Origin of the sequence: Nocardia sp. NRRL WC-3656, assembly GCF_000720265.1 — a bacterium.
GTDB lineage: Bacteria > Actinomycetota > Actinomycetes > Mycobacteriales > Mycobacteriaceae > Nocardia > Nocardia nova.
In genome coordinates this window covers 43561-59883 of record NZ_JOJF01000002.1, presented here as the reverse complement: position 1 = coordinate 59883, position 16323 = coordinate 43561, and the positions used below count along the sequence as shown (strand labels likewise).

12 protein-coding genes are annotated in these 16323 nt (G+C 68.9%); 2 read left to right on the top strand and 10 right to left on the bottom strand.

Annotation, left to right across the window (positions count from 1 at the left end):
* Positions 1 to 83: 83 nt before the first annotated feature.
* The 4 genes from IG65_RS0103240 to IG65_RS0103225 form a co-directional block, all read right to left on the bottom strand.
* Positions 84 to 2468 (bottom strand): ATP-dependent DNA ligase, encoded by a 2385-nt coding sequence (locus IG65_RS0103240; RefSeq protein ID WP_030513302.1) that lies wholly within the window; start codon positions 2466 to 2468, stop codon positions 84 to 86.
* 109 nt (positions 2469 to 2577) lie between these two features.
* On the bottom strand, positions 2578 to 2862 hold the full coding sequence (locus IG65_RS36415) for an antitoxin (RefSeq protein WP_030513301.1): 285 nt from the start codon (positions 2860 to 2862) through the stop codon (positions 2578 to 2580).
* A gap of 32 nt (positions 2863 to 2894) precedes the next feature.
* Positions 2895 to 4046, bottom strand: coding sequence for an MBL fold metallo-hydrolase (locus IG65_RS0103230; protein ID WP_030513300.1), 1152 nt, complete (start codon positions 4044 to 4046; stop codon positions 2895 to 2897).
* Complete coding sequence (locus IG65_RS0103225; RefSeq protein WP_030513299.1) at positions 4046 to 4771, bottom strand: enoyl-CoA hydratase; 726 nt, start codon at positions 4769 to 4771, stop codon at positions 4046 to 4048. Before IG65_RS0103225 ends, IG65_RS0103230 begins: the two co-directional genes overlap by 1 nt.
* 79 nt (positions 4772 to 4850) lie before the next feature.
* Here IG65_RS0103225 and IG65_RS0103220 point away from each other — a divergent pair, with 79 nt between their 5' ends.
* Positions 4851 to 6074 (top strand): NAD(P)-binding domain-containing protein, encoded by a 1224-nt coding sequence (locus tag IG65_RS0103220; RefSeq protein ID WP_051755253.1) that lies wholly within the window; start codon positions 4851 to 4853, stop codon positions 6072 to 6074.
* 14 nt (positions 6075 to 6088) lie between these two features.
* On the opposite strand, the gene IG65_RS0103215 is transcribed toward IG65_RS0103220, so the two are convergent.
* From IG65_RS0103215 to IG65_RS0103185, 6 genes are all read right to left on the bottom strand, one after another.
* A complete protein-coding gene (locus IG65_RS0103215) occupies positions 6089 to 6943 on the bottom strand; it encodes an aldo/keto reductase (protein WP_030513297.1) in 855 nt (284 codons plus the stop codon).
* A 262-nt stretch (positions 6944 to 7205) separates the two neighbouring features.
* Positions 7206 to 8771 carry a carboxyl transferase domain-containing protein gene (locus IG65_RS0103205; RefSeq protein WP_030513296.1) on the bottom strand — a complete coding sequence of 522 codons (1566 nt, stop codon included), beginning with the start codon at positions 8769 to 8771 and terminating at the stop codon, positions 7206 to 7208.
* 93 nt (positions 8772 to 8864) lie between these two features.
* Positions 8865 to 9467 (bottom strand): ATP/GTP-binding protein, encoded by a 603-nt coding sequence (locus IG65_RS0103200; RefSeq protein WP_174553921.1) that lies wholly within the window; start codon positions 9465 to 9467, stop codon positions 8865 to 8867.
* Positions 9448 to 9822 (bottom strand): DUF742 domain-containing protein, encoded by a 375-nt coding sequence (locus IG65_RS0103195; protein WP_025347064.1) that lies wholly within the window; start codon positions 9820 to 9822, stop codon positions 9448 to 9450. Before IG65_RS0103195 ends, IG65_RS0103200 begins: the two co-directional genes overlap by 20 nt.
* Before the next feature lie 7 nt (positions 9823 to 9829).
* Positions 9830 to 10243: a roadblock/LC7 domain-containing protein gene (locus IG65_RS0103190; RefSeq protein ID WP_011207200.1), complete on the bottom strand. Its 414-nt coding sequence runs from the start codon at positions 10241 to 10243 to the stop codon at positions 9830 to 9832.
* Complete coding sequence (locus tag IG65_RS0103185; protein ID WP_030513294.1) at positions 10240 to 13866, bottom strand: ATP-binding protein; 3627 nt, start codon at positions 13864 to 13866, stop codon at positions 10240 to 10242. The genes IG65_RS0103190 and IG65_RS0103185 overlap by 4 nt, the downstream gene beginning before the upstream one ends.
* 318 nt (positions 13867 to 14184) lie before the next feature.
* Here IG65_RS0103185 and IG65_RS0103180 point away from each other — a divergent pair, with 318 nt between their 5' ends.
* Positions 14185 to 16296 (top strand): AMP-binding protein, encoded by a 2112-nt coding sequence (locus tag IG65_RS0103180; RefSeq protein ID WP_051755250.1) that lies wholly within the window; start codon positions 14185 to 14187, stop codon positions 16294 to 16296.
* The last annotated feature ends 27 nt before the right edge of the window (positions 16297 to 16323 follow it).

Sequence of the window (16323 nt, the reverse complement as noted above, 5' to 3'; positions counted from 1 at the left end):
GGCCGTCGGGCCACAGCACGAGAACGGGTCGGTCGCGCGGGAAGCCGGCCCGTTCGGAAGGCCGAAACCGGTTGTGGCGGAACCTACTTCTCGTCCGGCACCCACGCCGGATGCCACAGCCGCCCGGATTCGGTCCAGTTCATGTACCGCACCGTGCCGGGGATTTTCGGCGTCGCCCAGACGGCATCCTTGCGTTCGTCGGCGGTCAGCTCGTTGGCGAAGGGACTGGTCTTGCGGCGGAGGGGGCGCAGGCGCGCGGTCAGCCCCGACATCTCGCGGTCGCTGAAGCCGGTACCCACCCGGCCGATGTAATACAGCTCGCCGTCGTAGCGGACGCCGACCAGCAGGGAGGCGAATTCTCGTGCGGCACTGCGACGCCAGCCACCGATGATCACCTCCTGGGTGCGCCAGTTGCGGGTCTTGATCCACGACTGGCCGCGCTTGCCGGGCAGATAAACCGAATCCTTGCGTTTGGCGACGACTCCCTCGAGCCGATGCTCACGGCTGTATTCCAGAGCGTCCGCACCGGAACCCTCCAGCCGCGGCGGGACGAGCAGCGAAGGCACGCCCTCGGCCAGCGCCTCCAGCACCTGCCGCCGATCCGCGTAGCGCTTGCGCAGCAGCGAGGTGCCGTCCAGATACAGCACGTCGAAGGCGACCAGTTCCGCATGGGCCGGATCCGCCTGCAACAGGGCCAGATTCGACGAACCCTCGGCATCGAAGACGACCGCCTCCCCGTCGAGCACGATCCGATGCCCCCGCAGTTGCCGCCCCAGCTCGGCGATGCGCGGATAGCGGTCGGTGACGATATTGCCCGCCCGGCTGCGGATCACCACGTTGCCGTCGTCGATTTCCGTGATGACCCGGAACCCGTCCCATTTGGTCTCGAAGACCCAGTTCCGGGCGCCGAGTTTTGCCACCTCCCCGGAGGTCGCCAGCATCGGCGACAGACCGCGCGGGAACTCGGCTCCTCCCGACCCCGTCTCGGTCCGGCTCGAGATGCGCGCTGCGACATCGTGTTCGGCGACGCCGTTTTCGTCCCCGCCGGAGCCGCCGCTACGTCCGGCAACCCCTTGCGGGTCGCCGCGGTGACCGTCGGCCGAATCCCCTTGCTCCGCCTCCTCTTCCGGCTCGGCGACCTGCGATTTCATCAGGTGCATCAACCACTGCTTGCCGTCGGTGCGGATGAAGGCGTAGCGGCCGCTGAGACGCTCGCCGTGAAACTGGACGATCACCTCGTCCGCACGCCACTTCTCGGTGTCGTAGGTGCCGGTGTCCCAGATCGTCATCTGCCCGGCACCGTATTCACCGCGCGGGATGGTGCCGTGGAAATGCAGGTATTCCAGGGGATGGTCCTCGGTGTGCACGGCCAGCCGGTTCTGCGACGGCGAGGTCGGCGGCCCCTTCGGCACCGCCCACGACACCAGCACACCGTCGCGTTCGAGTCGCACATCCCAGTGCAGTCGCCGAGCGTGATGTTCCTGCACCACGAAGCGATCACCCGCACCGGGATCGGGCGGCCCGGGCGGAACCGGTTCCGGCGTGCGGGCGGGGTCGCGCATGGACCGGTAGGTCTGCAGCGGATCCGCCGCACCGGCCCCCAGGGGCGGATCCAGACCCGCCAGCAGATCCCCGTCGGAACGCCACCGCTCGAGTACCTCGTCGAAGCGCAACTGCCGCAGGCGCTTTCGGTCGGCGATCTCGTCCCAGCTGCGCGGCGCCGCGACCGTCGGCTGCTCACGCCCGCGCAGCGAATACGGCGCGATGGTCGTCTTCGCCGGGTTGTTCTGGCTCCAGTCCAGGAAGATCTTGCCCGGCCGCACGGCCTTCGCCATCGTCGCCGTGACCAGCGCCGGATGCAGCTTCTCCAGCCCGGTCGCCAGCTGTTTCGCCACCGTCGAGGCGCCACCGGGACTCAGTACCCGGTCCAGCGGCACATAGATGTGAATGCCCTTGCTGCCGCTGGTCACCGGATAGGCATCGAGACCGGCGTCGCGGACGGTATCGCGAATCCACAACGCCACCGTCGCGCAATCGGCCAGGTCCACTCCGGGCCCGGGATCGAGATCGAAGACGATGCGGGTGGCCGGACCGCGCGATCCGCCGACGAAACGCCATTGCGGCACATGGATTTCCAGCGACGCCTGCTGTCCGAGCCAGGCCAGCCCGGCTACCGAGTCGATGACCGGATAGTTCACCCGGCGATCGGAATGATCCATCGGCCGGCGCTGAATCCATTTCGGCGCGTGCGAGGCCAGATTCTTTTCGAAGAACGAGGATTCGCGCACCCCGTTGGGCCAGCGCTTACGCGTCACCGGACGGTCGGCGATATGCGGCAGCAGAGCCGGTGCGATGGCGGTGTAGTAGTCGATTACCTCACCCTTGGTGGTACCCGTCGCCGGATACAGCACCTTGTCGAGGTTGGTCAGACCGACCTCGATGCCCCCGAACTCGCGGCGCGCCGCCATAGTCGCAGTGTAAAGCGAAAACGGGCCCCGCCGGAGGAGTGAACCTCCGGCCGGTGCCCGTCCTCGATCGGCGAGTGAGCCCGGTGGTACCGGGCGTCCCGCCTCGTGCTCAGCCCTCCGGCGGCTGCGGCGCCTGCGGCGGGGTGGCGGGCGGAGTCTGCGGGGGCGCGGCGGGCGGCTCGGGAGCCGGCGGCGGGGTCTTGCCGCCCTGCTGGGGGATGTTCTTCTTGATGGCCTCGGTGCCCTTGTCGATGTGATCGGAGTACTTGCCACCGGTCTTCTCTTTGACGAAGCCACCGGCCTTGTCGACAGCGCCGTGGACCTTCTCCGCGTTCTGCGAGGCCACGTCGCGGCCCTTACCCACCAACCCTTTGAGCGTATCCATCAAACTCATGAAGCCCACTCCTTCACTCGTCGACTGCGTTTCTAGCGCACATCCTCCCACCAGGAGACCTGCGGTGATACCGCATTGGTATCGATCCGCCCGCCGGGAAGCGGCACCGCTACCCGGGTACCCGCTGCACGCGCCGCCGCAACAAGTCTGTGGACCGGCTCGGACCAGCCGTGGAAAGCCAGGTTGAACGTGGCCCAGTGAATCGGCACCAACATGCCGTATTCGGCCTCCCCGACACACACGTCGGCGTGGGCGCGCACCGCCTCCTCGGGGTTCATGTGCACATCGGGCCAATGCACGTCGTAGGCACCGATCGGCAGCAGCGTGAGATCGAACGGACCGTGAGTCGCGCCGATTTCGGCGAACGCCTTCGTGTACCCGGTGTCACCGCCGAAGTAGGCCCGCCGCCGCGGCCCCGCGAACACCCACGACGCCCAGAGCGTGGTGTTGCGGGTGAGGCCGCGCCCGGAGAAGTGCCGCGCCTCGGCGCAGGTCACGGTGAGCTCACCCAGTCCGGGGCGGGTGATGGAAGTGGACGTATTCCAATCCAATTCGATGATGCGGGCCTCCGGCACCTGCCATTTGCGCAGATGGGCGCCGATCCCGATCGGCACCACGAACGGGGCGTCCTGATCGGCCACCAGCGCGCGCACGGTCTCACGATCCAGGTGGTCGTAGTGATCGTGCGAGATGACCACCGCGTCCAGCGCCGGCAGCGAGGACAGCGGCGCCGGGACCGGATGCAGCCGGGCCGGCCCGATCAGCGGCGACGGCGAGACCCGCTCACTCCAGACCGGATCGGTGAGGATGCGGTAGCCGTCGACCTCGATCAGGGCGGTGGCGTGGCCGAACCAGGTCACGGCCAGATCTGCCGCCTGCTCCGGATGTTCGGTGCTCGCCAGCGGGATTTCTGCCGGTGGCCGCCCCACATCGCGCCGGGTCAGTGCCGACAGCAGCAGGGATGCGCCGGATCCGGGCGTGATCTGACTGCTGGGTTCGGTGTTGTGGAACTGCCGGTCGCGGTAGCTCGCCGACCGTGTCGCCAGCGGTGCGATGGCGGCCGCGGAAGCCCCCATTTCGGCGGGAATCCGCCATGCCGCGCGGGCCACCCAGCGCAATCCGACCAGCCCGGCCGCGGCCAGGGCCGCTCTGCGGGCGGCCGCGACGATCTCGGTGCCGGCCATCAGCGCCCCACGAACTTCGCCGCGCGCTTCTGTTCCCGCGCCAGCCGCGCCTCCTCGGCGTCGGCGCTGCGCCAGGCGGCCTCCAGGGCGGCGCGCTGCTCGGGGGTGTCCTCGCCGCGGGTGCCGTCGTCGTTGAACACCAGCTTGAGGTGGCGCAGCGAGAGCGGGGCGAGCTGGGCGATCGACTTGGCCCACTCCTGCGCGTCGGCCAGCGTGCCGAGGCGGTTGGCGAAGCCGAAAGTGTATGCGTCGGAAGCGGACACGCTCTCGGCGCCCATCAGCACGGTCCGCGCCGGGCCGCCGCCGATCAGCGAGACCAGGCGGCGCACCGTCCAGCGGTCCACCGAGATGCCCAGCTTCGCGGCCGGAATGGCGATATAGGAATCCGGGCTCATCACCCGCAGGTCGGAGGCCAGCGCCAGCTGCACCCCGGCGCCGAGCGCGCCGCCGTTGATGGCGGAGATCACCGGCACCGGGACCGTTTCGATGGTGTGCAACAGACCGAGCAGTCCGTCGAGGAAATCCGACGAGTAGACGCCGGACAAATCGGCTCCGGCGCTGAAAATCGGCCCCTGACCGGTCAGCACGATCACCCGCGCGTCGGCCGCTGCGGTCGTGACGGCCTCGCGCAACGCTGCCACCAACTCGTTGTTGAGGGCGTTGCGCCGCTGCGGGCGCTGTAATTCGATGGTGACCACGTCACCATCCCGGCTCACTGCGAGCATCTGACCTCTCCCCATTCGCGCGGTTTCTCTTCCGGGGGCACACCTCACCGCACCCGCCGGTCGGTATCGACTCCACTGTATGCGGCGGACAGTTACCGCAGCGCACCCGACGCGTACTGTGACGGCGGTGACCGCACCCGATTTCGAGATTGTGGTGATCGGCGCCGGCCAGGCCGGACTGTCGGTCGGCTATCACCTGCGGCGGCTCGGATTGACACCGGGAACCGACTTCCTCATCGTCGACCACTCCCCCGGTCCCGGCGGGGCATGGCAATTCCGCTGGCCCTCACTGACTTTGAGCACCGTGAATCGCGTGCACGACCTGCCGGGGATGTCGTTCACCGAAACTCTGCCGCCCGGCTCGGATTCCGTACCCGCCGCGACCGCGGTGCCGCACTATTTCGAGCTGTACGAGAAGCGTTTCGACCTGCGTGTTCGCCGGCCGGTGTCGGTACGGGTGGTATGTGATCGGGCAACCACCGCAACATGTCCGGGGACGTTGGTGGACGGGCTGTTGCACGTCGAGACCGTGGTCGGCGAAAACCTCTCGGCCGCAGAAATTTCCGTCGTCGCACCGCCCGAGTTACCGGGTGTCGGCGACCGGACCCTCCGGGTTCGCGGAGTGATCAACGCGACCGGCACCTGGGAAAAGCCGTTCATTCCGTACTATCCGGGCGCCGAAACCTTCGCCGGGCGGCAATTGCACGCTCATGACTACCGCAGCGCGGCGGAGTTCGCCGGTCAGCACGTCGTGGTGGTCGGCGCGGGAATTTCCGCGGTCCAGCTGCTGGACGAGATTTCCCAGGTCACCGGCACGACCTGGGTGTCGCGGACGGAGCCGCGCTGGCGGGAGGGGCCGTTCGGTCCCGACGAGGGCCGCCGGGCGGTCGCGATGGTCGAGGACCGGGTGCGTCGCGGCTTACCGCCGCGATCGGTGGTGTCGGTAACCGGGCTGCCGGTCGACGACCGGATTCGCGCCGCCCGTGCGCGCGGCGCGCTGACCTGGCATCCGATGTTCGCCCGCATCGAACCGGACGGCGTGCGCTGGCCCGACGGCAGCTTTCAGGCCGCCGACGTGATCCTCTGGGCCACGGGCTTCCGCAGCGCGCTCGACCACCTGGCGCCGCTGCGACTGCGCGGGCCCGGCGGCGGCATCGCGATGACGGGCCGGCTCGCTACCCAGGTAGCCGCCGACCCGCGCATCCATTTGATCGGTTACGGGCCGTCGGCCAGCACCATCGGCGCGAATCGGGCAGGGCGCGCCGCAGCGGTCGAGCTCACGCGCTACCTGGGTCTGCAATAGGGGCCGGCAACGCGTCAGTCGAGCCCCATCGCGAACGTATCGGGATCGGGGCCGACGCGGCTGCCGGTGTCGAGCGCATTGAGGGTGGTCATCTGTTCGACGTCGAGTTCGAAAGTGAACACATCGAAGTTCTCCCGGATGCGCTCGGGATTGACCGACTTCGGAATGACGATATTGCCCAGCTGCAGGTGCCACCGGATCAGAACCTGGGCGGGCGTGCGGCCGACCTGTTCGGCGACCGCGCCCACGGTCGGATCCTTCAGTTCCGCGCCCTGGCCGAGCGGACTCCACGCCTCGGTGGCGATGCCGTGCTCGGCGTGGAAGGCACGCAGCGTGTTCTGCGCGAGCGCCGGATGCAGCTCCACCTGGTTCACCGCCGGCACCTCACCGGTCTCCCCGATCACCCGCCGCAGATGTTCCGGCTGGAAATTGGAGACACCGATCGAGCCGATGCGGCCCTGCGTCTTCAGCGACTGGAACGCACGGAACGTGTCCACGTAGCGATCCGCGCTCGCGACCGGCCAGTGGATGAGATACAGATCCAGATACTCGAACCCCAGCCGCTCCATACTCGCGTCGAACGCGCGCAGCGTCGAGTCGTACCCCTGGTCGGCATTCCACAGCTTGGTAGTGATGAAGACCTCGTCGCGCGCCAGCCCCGATTCGGCGATCGCCCGCCCCACCTCGGCCTCGTTCCCGTAGGCCGCCGCGGTGTCGATGCTGCGATACCCCGCCTCGAGCGCGGCGGTCACCGTGTCGAAGGTCTGTCCCTCCGGCACCTGGAAAACCCCGAAGCCCAGCCTCGGAATCAGATGGCCGTCGTTGAGAATCACCGACGGTACTGTGCTGCTCTCGCTGCGAAAGGTCACCGTTCCGACCGTAGAAGCGGTTTGCCGAGCCGTCAACGACGCGCACCTGCGTGTTCGGATCCTGTGCGCCTACCAGGCGGAACCTCGGACCTCAGCGCTCGGTTGCCCGTCCGAGGTGGAGGTCGATCTCGAACGCGACGCGCACTCGCAGCCGATCGTGGTGGATGCCGGTGAGCGCGTATTGCGGTCGCGTTCCTCGGAATCGGGCGGACGGGTGGACCCGCACGCACGACGAAGGCGGCCGGAGCACGGAACCGCATATTCAGCCGGGAACGCCCAGCCGGCGGTAGCGGCGGTGGCGAAGGACGCGCAGATCGGCTGTCGGTCGGGTCCGGAGACTCGCCAGTTCCCCGGCGACGGCGGCGACCATACGGCGGGAGAAGTCGATCGGTTCGTGGGCGGCGTCGGGGTGCTCCGGGACGATGCGGTCGACGACGCCGTCGGTGCGCAGGTCGGCCGCGCCGACTCGTTGGGCGGCGGCCAGTTCCGGCGCATGGTCCGTATCGCGGAAGACGATGGCGCTGGCGCCTTCCGGCGGGAGTGGCGCCAGCCAGGCGTGAGTCGCGGCGAGGACACGGTCGGCGGGCAGCAGGGCCAATGCCCCTCCGCCGGTGCCCTGGCCGAGCAGTACCGACACGGTCGGCGTGTCCAGGGTGACCAAATCCGCTAGGCAGCGGGCGATTTCGGGCGCGAGGCCGCGCTCCTCGGCCTCCTGGGACAGCGCGGCGCCCGCGGTATCGATGACCAGGACCAGCGGGAGACGGAGTTCGGCGGCCAGGTGCATACTGCGGCGGGCCTCGCGCAATGCGGCCGGACCCATGGTGTTCTCGCCGGTCTGGCCGGCCCGGTCGTGGCCGAAGATCACGCACGACTCGCCGCGCAGCCGGGCCAGGGCGTGGACGACGGTACGGTCGGATTCGCCTTGGCCGGTGCCGCTCAACGGCACCCGATCGGTCGCCTGCCGCAACAGCTCCCGGATGCCGGGACGCCGCGGGTCGCGGGAGATCAGCACCGACTCCCAGGCCGATGAAGTGGTTCGGTCGGTGTCCGGTGAATCAGCGGTATCGGCCGAACCTCCGGCAATGCCGCCGTCGCCGGGCGGGACCACCGGCAAATCCTGCGCTGACGTAGCGATGGATAGCGAATCAGGCTGTCCCGCAACCGAAGTCGTCACATTCAACACCCGGTGCGCGATCCGGCGGAAGAACCGGACCGGCACGACCCCGTCGATGACCCCGTTGCGATACAGATTCTCGGCGGTCTGCACGCCTTCCGGAAACGGCCGGTCGTAGAGGGCCTCGTACACCCGGGGTCCCAGGAATCCGATCAGCGCCCCGGGTTCGGCGAAGGTCATGTGCCCCAACGAACCCCAGGACGCGAAAACGCCGCCCATCGTGGGATTGCGCAGATACACCAGGTAGGGGTGGCCGGCCGCTTTGTGGGCGGCCACCGCGCCCGCGATCTTCACCATCTGCACGAAGGCGACCGTGCCCTCCTGCATCCGGGTTCCGCCGGAGGTGGGCGAGGCGAGCAGGGGCAGACCCAGCTCGGTGGCGCGTTCGACGGCCGTGACGATGCGCTCGGCGGCCGCCACGCCGATCGATCCGGCCAGAAAGCCGAATTCACACGCGATCACCGCGACGCGCCGCCCGCGCAACCGTCCCTCACCGGTCAGCACCGATTCGTCGGTGCCGCTGCGTTCGACCGCGGCGGTCAGTTCCGCGCGATACGCCGGCGACGTGGCGACCTCGATCGGTTCTCGATCCCAGCCGCGATACGAACCGGGATCGAGCACACCGTCGAAAAACTCACGCGCCGAGATCTTCACGCTCCGAGCGTAACCGCGCCGGACCGGGCGATCGGCGGTCGTGGTGCCGCCGCGCGCCGACGCGGCCGCGTCGTGCGGCCGGTCGTCGGCGTATCAGTAACCCTGAACCACTTTGCGCAGCGCGTACTCGGTGACCGAGACCAGCGCCTGCTTCACCGGCTCGCGGCGGCGCGCGTCGATCGACATGATCGGCACGTCCGCCGGGACGGCCAGCGCCTGGCGGATGTCCTCCAGGGGGTACCGCGGTGCGTCGTCGAACTCGTTGATGGCCACCAGGAACGGCAGCCCACGAGCCTCGAAGTAGTCGACGGCGGCGAAGGAATCCTCCAGCCGTCTGGTGTCGATCAGCACTACCGCCCCGATGGCGCCGCGAATCAGGTCGTCCCACATGAACCAGAAGCGGTACTGGCCGGGTGTGCCGAACAGATAAAGCACCAAATCGTCGGCGAGGCTGATCCTGCCGAAGTCCATGGCCACCGTGGTGGTGGCCTTCGTCGGCACGGCGGTCAGGCTGTCAACGCCCACACTGGCGTTGGTCACCAAAGCCTCGGTGCGCAGCGGAACGATCTCCGATACAGCACCGACCAAGGTCGTCTTACCCACACCGAAGCCACCGGCCACCACGATCTTCGCGGAGGTCGGCTTGGCGTTGCGGGTATCGACCTGGGCCGTCGAATCAAATACGCCGGAGTCCACTGAGAACCCTTTCGATCAGCTCGCGACGTTCATCGTCGCTCGAATCGTCTTTCAAAGTCGCCGAAACTCGAACATGTCCCGCCTCGATGAGGTCGGCGACGAGCACTCGAGCCACCCCGATCGGAATACCCAGTCGGGCAGCCAGTTCCGCGACAGATGGCGATTCTCTGCACAACTCCACGATTGACGTCTCGATGTTGGTCAGTTCGAACTGCCGCTCCAGGGCGACCGGATGCGATGCGACGAGCGCCTCCAATGCCAACTCCACCGTCGGCCGCGTACGACCGGCGGTCAGCGAGTACGGACGGACGAGGCTGGGCTCGGCGCTCCCCACGTGCTGGTTGTCTATGTCCATCCCACCATCAGGAACCCATCGTGACGCGAGGTGTGGCCTGGACTGTCTGGCCCACCCGCTCGACCAGCAGAGCCATCTCGTAGCCCACCTGGCCGATATCGCAGGACGTGTTCGTCAGCACGGCCAGATAGGACCCGTCACCGACTGCCATGAGCAGTAGGTAACCGTGTTCCATCTCGACCACGGACTGCAGTACCGTGCCGCCTTCGAACAGGTTCGAAACGCCGACAGAGAGGCTCGCCAAACCTGCGGTCACGGCGGACAGCTGTTCGGCTCGGTCGACGGGCAATTGAGCGCTCGCGGCCATCAACAGGCCGTCCGCCGAAACCAGCACGGCATGAGCGACGCCCGGGACCTCGTTGGCGAAGTTCGAAACCAGCCAATCCAGCTGACGGTTCGTACCACCTAGATCGGGGTTCATCGGTCTCCTTTATCTCCGGTTAGGTTCATTGCTCCCATTGCGCGGCCATCCCGGACGCCCTGCTGGTGACGACTCAGACTTGACCTGATCGACTCTGGGTCGCGGCTCGGCGCCCGGTCGGCGCGCCCGATGACACCACCGGGTACCAGCCGATTGCCGGGATCACGCTGCGGCAATCCGGCTGCCGTCCGCTTCTCCGACGAGGTTTCCACCGCTCGTCGGGCAGCCTGCCAACCTTCGTCACCTGGGGATTCGAAGGAGGCGGCGACTTGGGACCGGTCCGGGTTGGGGTCCGCGAGCCACGCCGACATCATCTCGGCGAAGATCGGACTTCCCCCTTCCGACGGGCCGGGGTCGGCTGCGGGTTGCAGCCGGGTCTGGAAGAACGATGCCGTCTTCTGCGGATTCGACCGGTAGCTGTGGCGGCCGCGTTCGCGACCCTCACCGGATTCCGCATTCGCGTCCGCGGCGGAGCTGTCCCGCTGCGGCGCATGACGTCCGGGCAGGCTCAGGCCCGGGGTGGGTTCCGGCCGCGGCGGCAGACCGGCGCCCGGCTGCCGCTGGGGCAGGCCGCCCGCGGCCGGGGCACGCTGCGGCAGACCCTCATTCGACTCTCGTTGCGGCAGGCCGCTACCGGCATCGCGCTGGGGCAGACCGCCGATGCCCTCGCGCTGCGGCAGACCGCCACCGCGCTGCGGCAGACCGCTGCCCGAATCCCGTTGCGGGAGGCCACTACCCGCGTCCCGCTGCGGCAGACCGGCGCCGGCGTCCCGCTGCGGGAGCCCGCTGCCGGCATCGCGCTGCAGACCGGTGGGCGCACCCTCGCGCGACGGCGCGCCGTTGGAACCCGGAGTCCGCTGCGGCAGGCCTCCGGCACCGCGCTGCGGCAGCTCGCCGTTGGACGACTCCCGCTGCGGCAGACCACCGTTCGCGGACTCCCGCTGCGGCAGGCCACCCTCGCGCGCCGGGGCACCGTTGGTGCCCGGCGTCCGCTGCGGCAGGCCGTTGGCGCCGAGTTCCCGTGCCGGCAGGCTTGCCGCGGGCCGGTCCTCACCGGCAGGCCCACGCTGCGGCAGGCCGGACCCGCCGCGCTGCGGCAGACCACCCTCCCGCTGCGGCAGGCTCGAGCCCGAATCACGCTGCGGCAGACCACCTTCGCGCGGCGGCAGGCCGTTACCGCCGCCCGGCGGCCGCTGCGGCAGTCCGGTGGGACGGCCCGGTCGCGGCGGCTGACCCGCCGCACCCGGCTGACGCTTGAGCATATTGGCGGCCAGCCCCGAGGTCGGCTGCGCCGGAGCGGCGCCGCCACGCTGGGGCAGATTCGCGTTCGGCTGTGCCTTGGGCGACTGCGGTCCGTTGGCACCCGGCTCGCGCTGCGGCAAGCCCGTGCCCGGCTCGGCATCGGCGAGCGGATGACGCGCGGTCGGCCCGTTGGCGCCCGGCTGCCGCTGCGGCAGCCCGCCCGGAGCCGCACCGCCCGGCTGGCGCTGCGGGAGTCCACCCGCGGCCGAACCGTTCGCCGCGGCGGCGGCGCCGTTGGTGCGCACGGTGCGATCGTCTCCGGCATCCGCGGCCGGCGTGATCGGGATCGGCCCGCTCACTCCCGGGTCCACGGTGACCATCATGTTGCCGCTCGGAGTGCGGGTGACGCCGCGCATCTGCATCGACGACGCCGCGGACGGCCGCTGGGTCGGCACCGACATCTGCTCACCGGACTGGTCCGGCAGCGAGACCGTTCCGCCCGAGGGCGCCACGATGATCGCCTTGGGCACGTGCACGGTGACGGTGACGCCCGGGTCGCGGGCGGTGTCGAAGGTCGGGCGCAGGCGCACGTTGAGGCCGTGCCGCTCGGCCAGCCGGCTGACGACGAACAGACCCATGTGGCGCGCGGTGTCCGCACCGACCTCGGCGGTCGTTTCCAGGCGCCGGTTGATCGATGCCATCTCCGCGGGCGGCATACCGATACCGCGGTCGGCGACCTCGATCAGCAGACCCTGATCGTGGGCCTGGGCGAAGGTGAACTTGACGTCGGTCTCCGGCGGCGAGGCGCGTAGCGCGTTGTCGAGCAGCTCGGCGAACAGGTGCGCCAGGTCGGAGGCGGCCGGTTCGGTGATGGCGCCGCGCGGGGTGGCGCCCAGCTTCACGCGCTCGTAGTCCTCGACCTCGGAGATCGCGGCACGCAGCACGTCGGCGATCTCGACCGGCGCGGACTTGCTGCGCCGCTGCCGGGTACCGGCCAGAATCAGCAGGTTGTCGCCGTTTCGGCGCATACGGGCGGCGAGGTGGTCGAGCCGGAAGAGGTTCTCCAGCAGGCGCGGGTCCTTCTCGTCGTACTCCATCGCCTCGATCAGCGAGAGCTGATGGTCGACCAGCGACTTCGACCGCCGCGCCAGGGTCTCGAACATATCGTTGACCTGGGTACGCATGGAGGCCTGATCGGCCGCCAGGCGCAGGGCCTGACCGTGGATGTCGTCGACCGCGCGAGCGAGCTGGCCGACCTCTTCCTCGGTGTGCACCGGCATCGGCTCGAGCGGCACATCCTCGGGGCTGGCGCCGTCACGCAGTCGCGAGACCTCGTAGCCGAGGTCGTGTTCGGCGACGCGCAGCGCGGCCAGGCGCAGCTTGCGCAGCGGCACGATCATGGCCCGCGCGACCAGCACGGCGAAGATCAGCGCGGCCAGAATCGTCAGGACGACGATGACCGCGTACTGGATCGCGCCGGCCCGGGCGTTACCGGCCAGGTCGTTCACTCGGGACGTGATGTCCTGAGTCGAGGAACCGACGATCTTGGTGTAGCCGTTCAGGCTGTCGACCAGCGACTGCTTGATATCCATCAGCGGCAGCTGGCCGACGTCGACGTTCGGCCCGCTGGTCATGGCGATCCGGTTCTGCAGCAAGCCGTTCAGCTCGGCGATCGTCGGATCGTTCTCGGGCAGACGCTTGGCCAGCAGGTCCAGCATGTACTTCTCGGTGTTGCCCGCGACCTGGAAGTCGTGCAGGCCGCCCTTGGCGTCACCGGTCAGGGTCTTGGCCGAGGCCGCGATCTCCTGGACCATCACCGCGCGGGTGTTCAGCGAGTCGACCAGGCGCAGCTTCGCCGCGTCGACGCCGGGGTCGGAGATGGTCGAGACGATCTCCTCGACCGTGCGGACGCTGTTCTGGCGGATCGCCTCTTCCTGGGCGATCGCGTCGGCGAGGACCGGCGAGGGCTTGGTGCCCTGATCGCGCACCGCCTGGGCGCCCCTGATCATCTGCTCGATCGCATCGCGCGCACCCGGGACACCGTCCAGCTTGGCCGTGGCCTTCTGCGCGGTCTGGATGGCGCCGTCCAGTCGTGTCAGGTCCGCGTCCTGAACCAGCGACTGGGTCGGGCTGATCGCGGCCATCTGGCCACCGGCGACCGTGGCCGCGGCACCACTCAGGCCGGTAACAGCCGGAATCGCCTCGACGTGCTCGACCGCCTGGTCCAGGTGGCTCGAGTCACTGAACTCGGACGCGATCCTGGAAGCACCGAGCACCACCGCGACGAGCAGCGGCACGGCCAGCACGGCCGTAACCTTCCAGCGCAGGTCCCAGTTGCCGAGCGCCCAGCGCTTCCCAACGGGCCTAGCGGCGTCACGCATCTCCAACTCACTTTCCAAACTGGCCCCAGCCACGCGCCATCGGCGAGCCTCCACGATCGCACGCGCGGCTCGATAAGCAGAACGGGCCGGGAACTGCGGCTGGCCGAGAAATTGCGTCCATGACGGCCGAAATAGGTGACATGCGATTCTAACGGATCAATAACTTCTTGTGTGACCTCTTGGCAACCACCAGCCGTTGACCTGGCTGTTCCAGCCAAAATCAAAGGTCGCGGCGGCCGCCCGGACGTCGCGTGAAGTCTGCCACAATCAGGCTGATCTATCGAGGCGGGCATCGATGCGAGGCAGGGAGTCATACGGTTGAACGCGAAGCAGGAGTACCGGCCCACCTACCAGACCAGCCTGGTCGACCCGTCGGACTTCTGGCGCAGTGCGGCCGAGGCGATCAGCTGGGACGTTGCGCCCGAACAGATTCTCGACACCACGGCACGACCGACGGCTCGGTGGTTTCCCGATGCTCGCCTCAACACCTCCTACAACGCCCTCGATCGGCATGTGCGCGATCTCACAGCGGAACCCGCCTCGACGAACGACGATACCGATACCGCCGTCGAAACGGGCATTTCCGAAAAAACGGGCGGTCGCGCGAACCAGCCCGCATTAATATATGACTCCGCTATGACGGGCGCCACAGCCGTCTACACCTACGCCGAGTTGCTGGCGGAGGTCGCCCGGTTCGCCGGCGCCATGCTCCGGCTCGGGGTGCGCACCGGCGATCGCGTCGTGATCTACATGCCGATGATCCCCGAGGCCGTGATCGCGATGCTGGCCTGCGCGCGGATCGGCGCGGTGCATTCGGTGGTCTTCGGCGGATTCGCCGCCCACGAACTGGCCGCGCGCATCGACGACGCCGAACCCGTTCTGATCGTCACCGCCTCCGGCGGCCTGGAACCGAACAAGCGGATCGAATACCCGCCGATCGTGCTGCAGGCTCTCGACCAGGTGCAGACCACCGCGCCCCGGAATGTGGTGGTGAAGCAGCGCGAGGGCTTTGCGACCATCCGGTTCGCCGCCCCGCAGCCGGCCACCGACACCCTGCCGGATTCCACCGCCACCGTCGCGGCCCGCTGGCTGGACTGGGAGGACATGGTCCGCGACGCGGAACCGGCCGATCCGGTGCCGGTGGCCGCGACCGATCCGCTGTACATCCTCTACACCTCCGGCACCACCGGAAAGCCCAAGGGCGTGGTGCGCGACAACGGTGGCCACGCGGTGGCGCTGGCCTGGTCGATGCGCAATATCTACGACGTCTCCCCCGGTCAGGTGATGTTGACCACCTCCGATATCGGCTGGGTGGTCGGCCATTCCTATATCGTCTACGCCCCGCTGCTGGTCGGCGCGACGACCGTCCTGTTCGAAGGCAAACCGATCGGTACGCCGGACTCCGGCACCTACTGGCGGCTGGTCGAGCAGTACGGGGTGCACGTGATGTTCACCGCCCCCACCGCATTGCGCGCGATCCGCCGCGCCGATCCCGAGGCCGCGCTGGCCCGCCGCCACGATCTGTCCTCGCTGCGCGCGCTGTTCTGCGCCGGCGAACGGCTCGACCCCGCCACCTACGAGTGGACCCGGGAGACGGTGCTGGCCGATCTGCCCGACTGCCCGGTCGTGGACCACTGGTGGCAGACCGAAACCGGCTGGCCGGTGTGCGCGAACCCGCTCGGTTTGCAGGAGCTGCCGATCAAACCCGGCTCGGCCTCGGTGCCGGTGCCCGGCTACCGGCTGCGCGTCCTCGATTACGAAGGCGATGCGGTGGCGACGGGCGCGGAGGGCAACATCGTGATCGGCCTGCCGCTGCCCCCCGGCTCGCTGACCGGCCTGTGGCGCGACGACGAGCGCTTCGCCCGCTCCTATCTCTCGGCCTACCCCGGGCACTACCTCACCGGCGACTCCGGCTATTTCGACGAGGACGGCTATCTGTACGTGCTCGGCCGCAGCGACGATGTGATCAATATGGCCGGGCATCGGCTCTCGGCCGGCGGCATCGAGGGCGCGATCTCGGGACATTCGGCGGTCGCGGAAACCGCGGTGATCGGCGTGCCCGACGAACTGAAGGGTCAGCTCCCGATCGCCTACGTGGTGCTCAAGAACGGGGTCGACATCGAGTTGGCGCAGTTGCGCGCCGAGATCATCGCCCGCGTCCGGGAGCAGATCGGCGCGATTGCGACGCTGCACGATGTGACGGTGGTACGGGCCTTGCCCAAGACCCGATCCGGGAAGATCCTGCGCCGCACCATCCGCCAGATCGCCTCCGGCGAGAACTGGGAGATGCCGGCCACCATCGAGGATCCGGCGGTGCTGATCGCGCTGGAGGATCAGCTGCTCGCCGGGACCGATCCGACCGCCGACACGGCGGCCGAGAACACAACCGATCCGGCGGCGACCACGAACGGCTCGAGTATCGGTTCCTGATCGGGCCACCCGGAGTGGGGTGCGCGG

Coding starts and splice junctions, on each gene's coding strand:
- IG65_RS0103190 (WP_011207200.1), bottom strand. CDS start 10,243: ATGAACCCCGATCTAGGTGGTACGAACCGTCAGCTGGATTGGCTGGTT.
- IG65_RS0103240 (WP_030513302.1), bottom strand. CDS start 2,468: ATGGCGGCGCGCCGCGAGTTCGGGGGCATCGAGGTCGGTCTGACCAAC.
- IG65_RS36415 (WP_030513301.1), bottom strand. CDS start 2,862: ATGAGTTTGATGGATACGCTCAAAGGGTTGGTGGGTAAGGGCCGCGAC.
- IG65_RS0103230 (WP_030513300.1), bottom strand. CDS start 4,046: ATGGCCGGCACCGAGATCGTCGCGGCCGCCCGCAGAGCGGCCCTGGCC.
- IG65_RS0103225 (WP_030513299.1), bottom strand. CDS start 4,771: ATGCTCGCAGTGAGCCGGGATGGTGACGTGGTCACCATCGAATTACAG.
- IG65_RS0103195 (WP_025347064.1), bottom strand. CDS start 9,822: ATGGACATAGACAACCAGCACGTGGGGAGCGCCGAGCCCAGCCTCGTC.
- IG65_RS0103185 (WP_030513294.1), bottom strand. CDS start 13,866: ATGCGTGACGCCGCTAGGCCCGTTGGGAAGCGCTGGGCGCTCGGCAAC.
- IG65_RS0103220 (WP_051755253.1), top strand. CDS start 4,851: ATGCGGCGGACAGTTACCGCAGCGCACCCGACGCGTACTGTGACGGCG.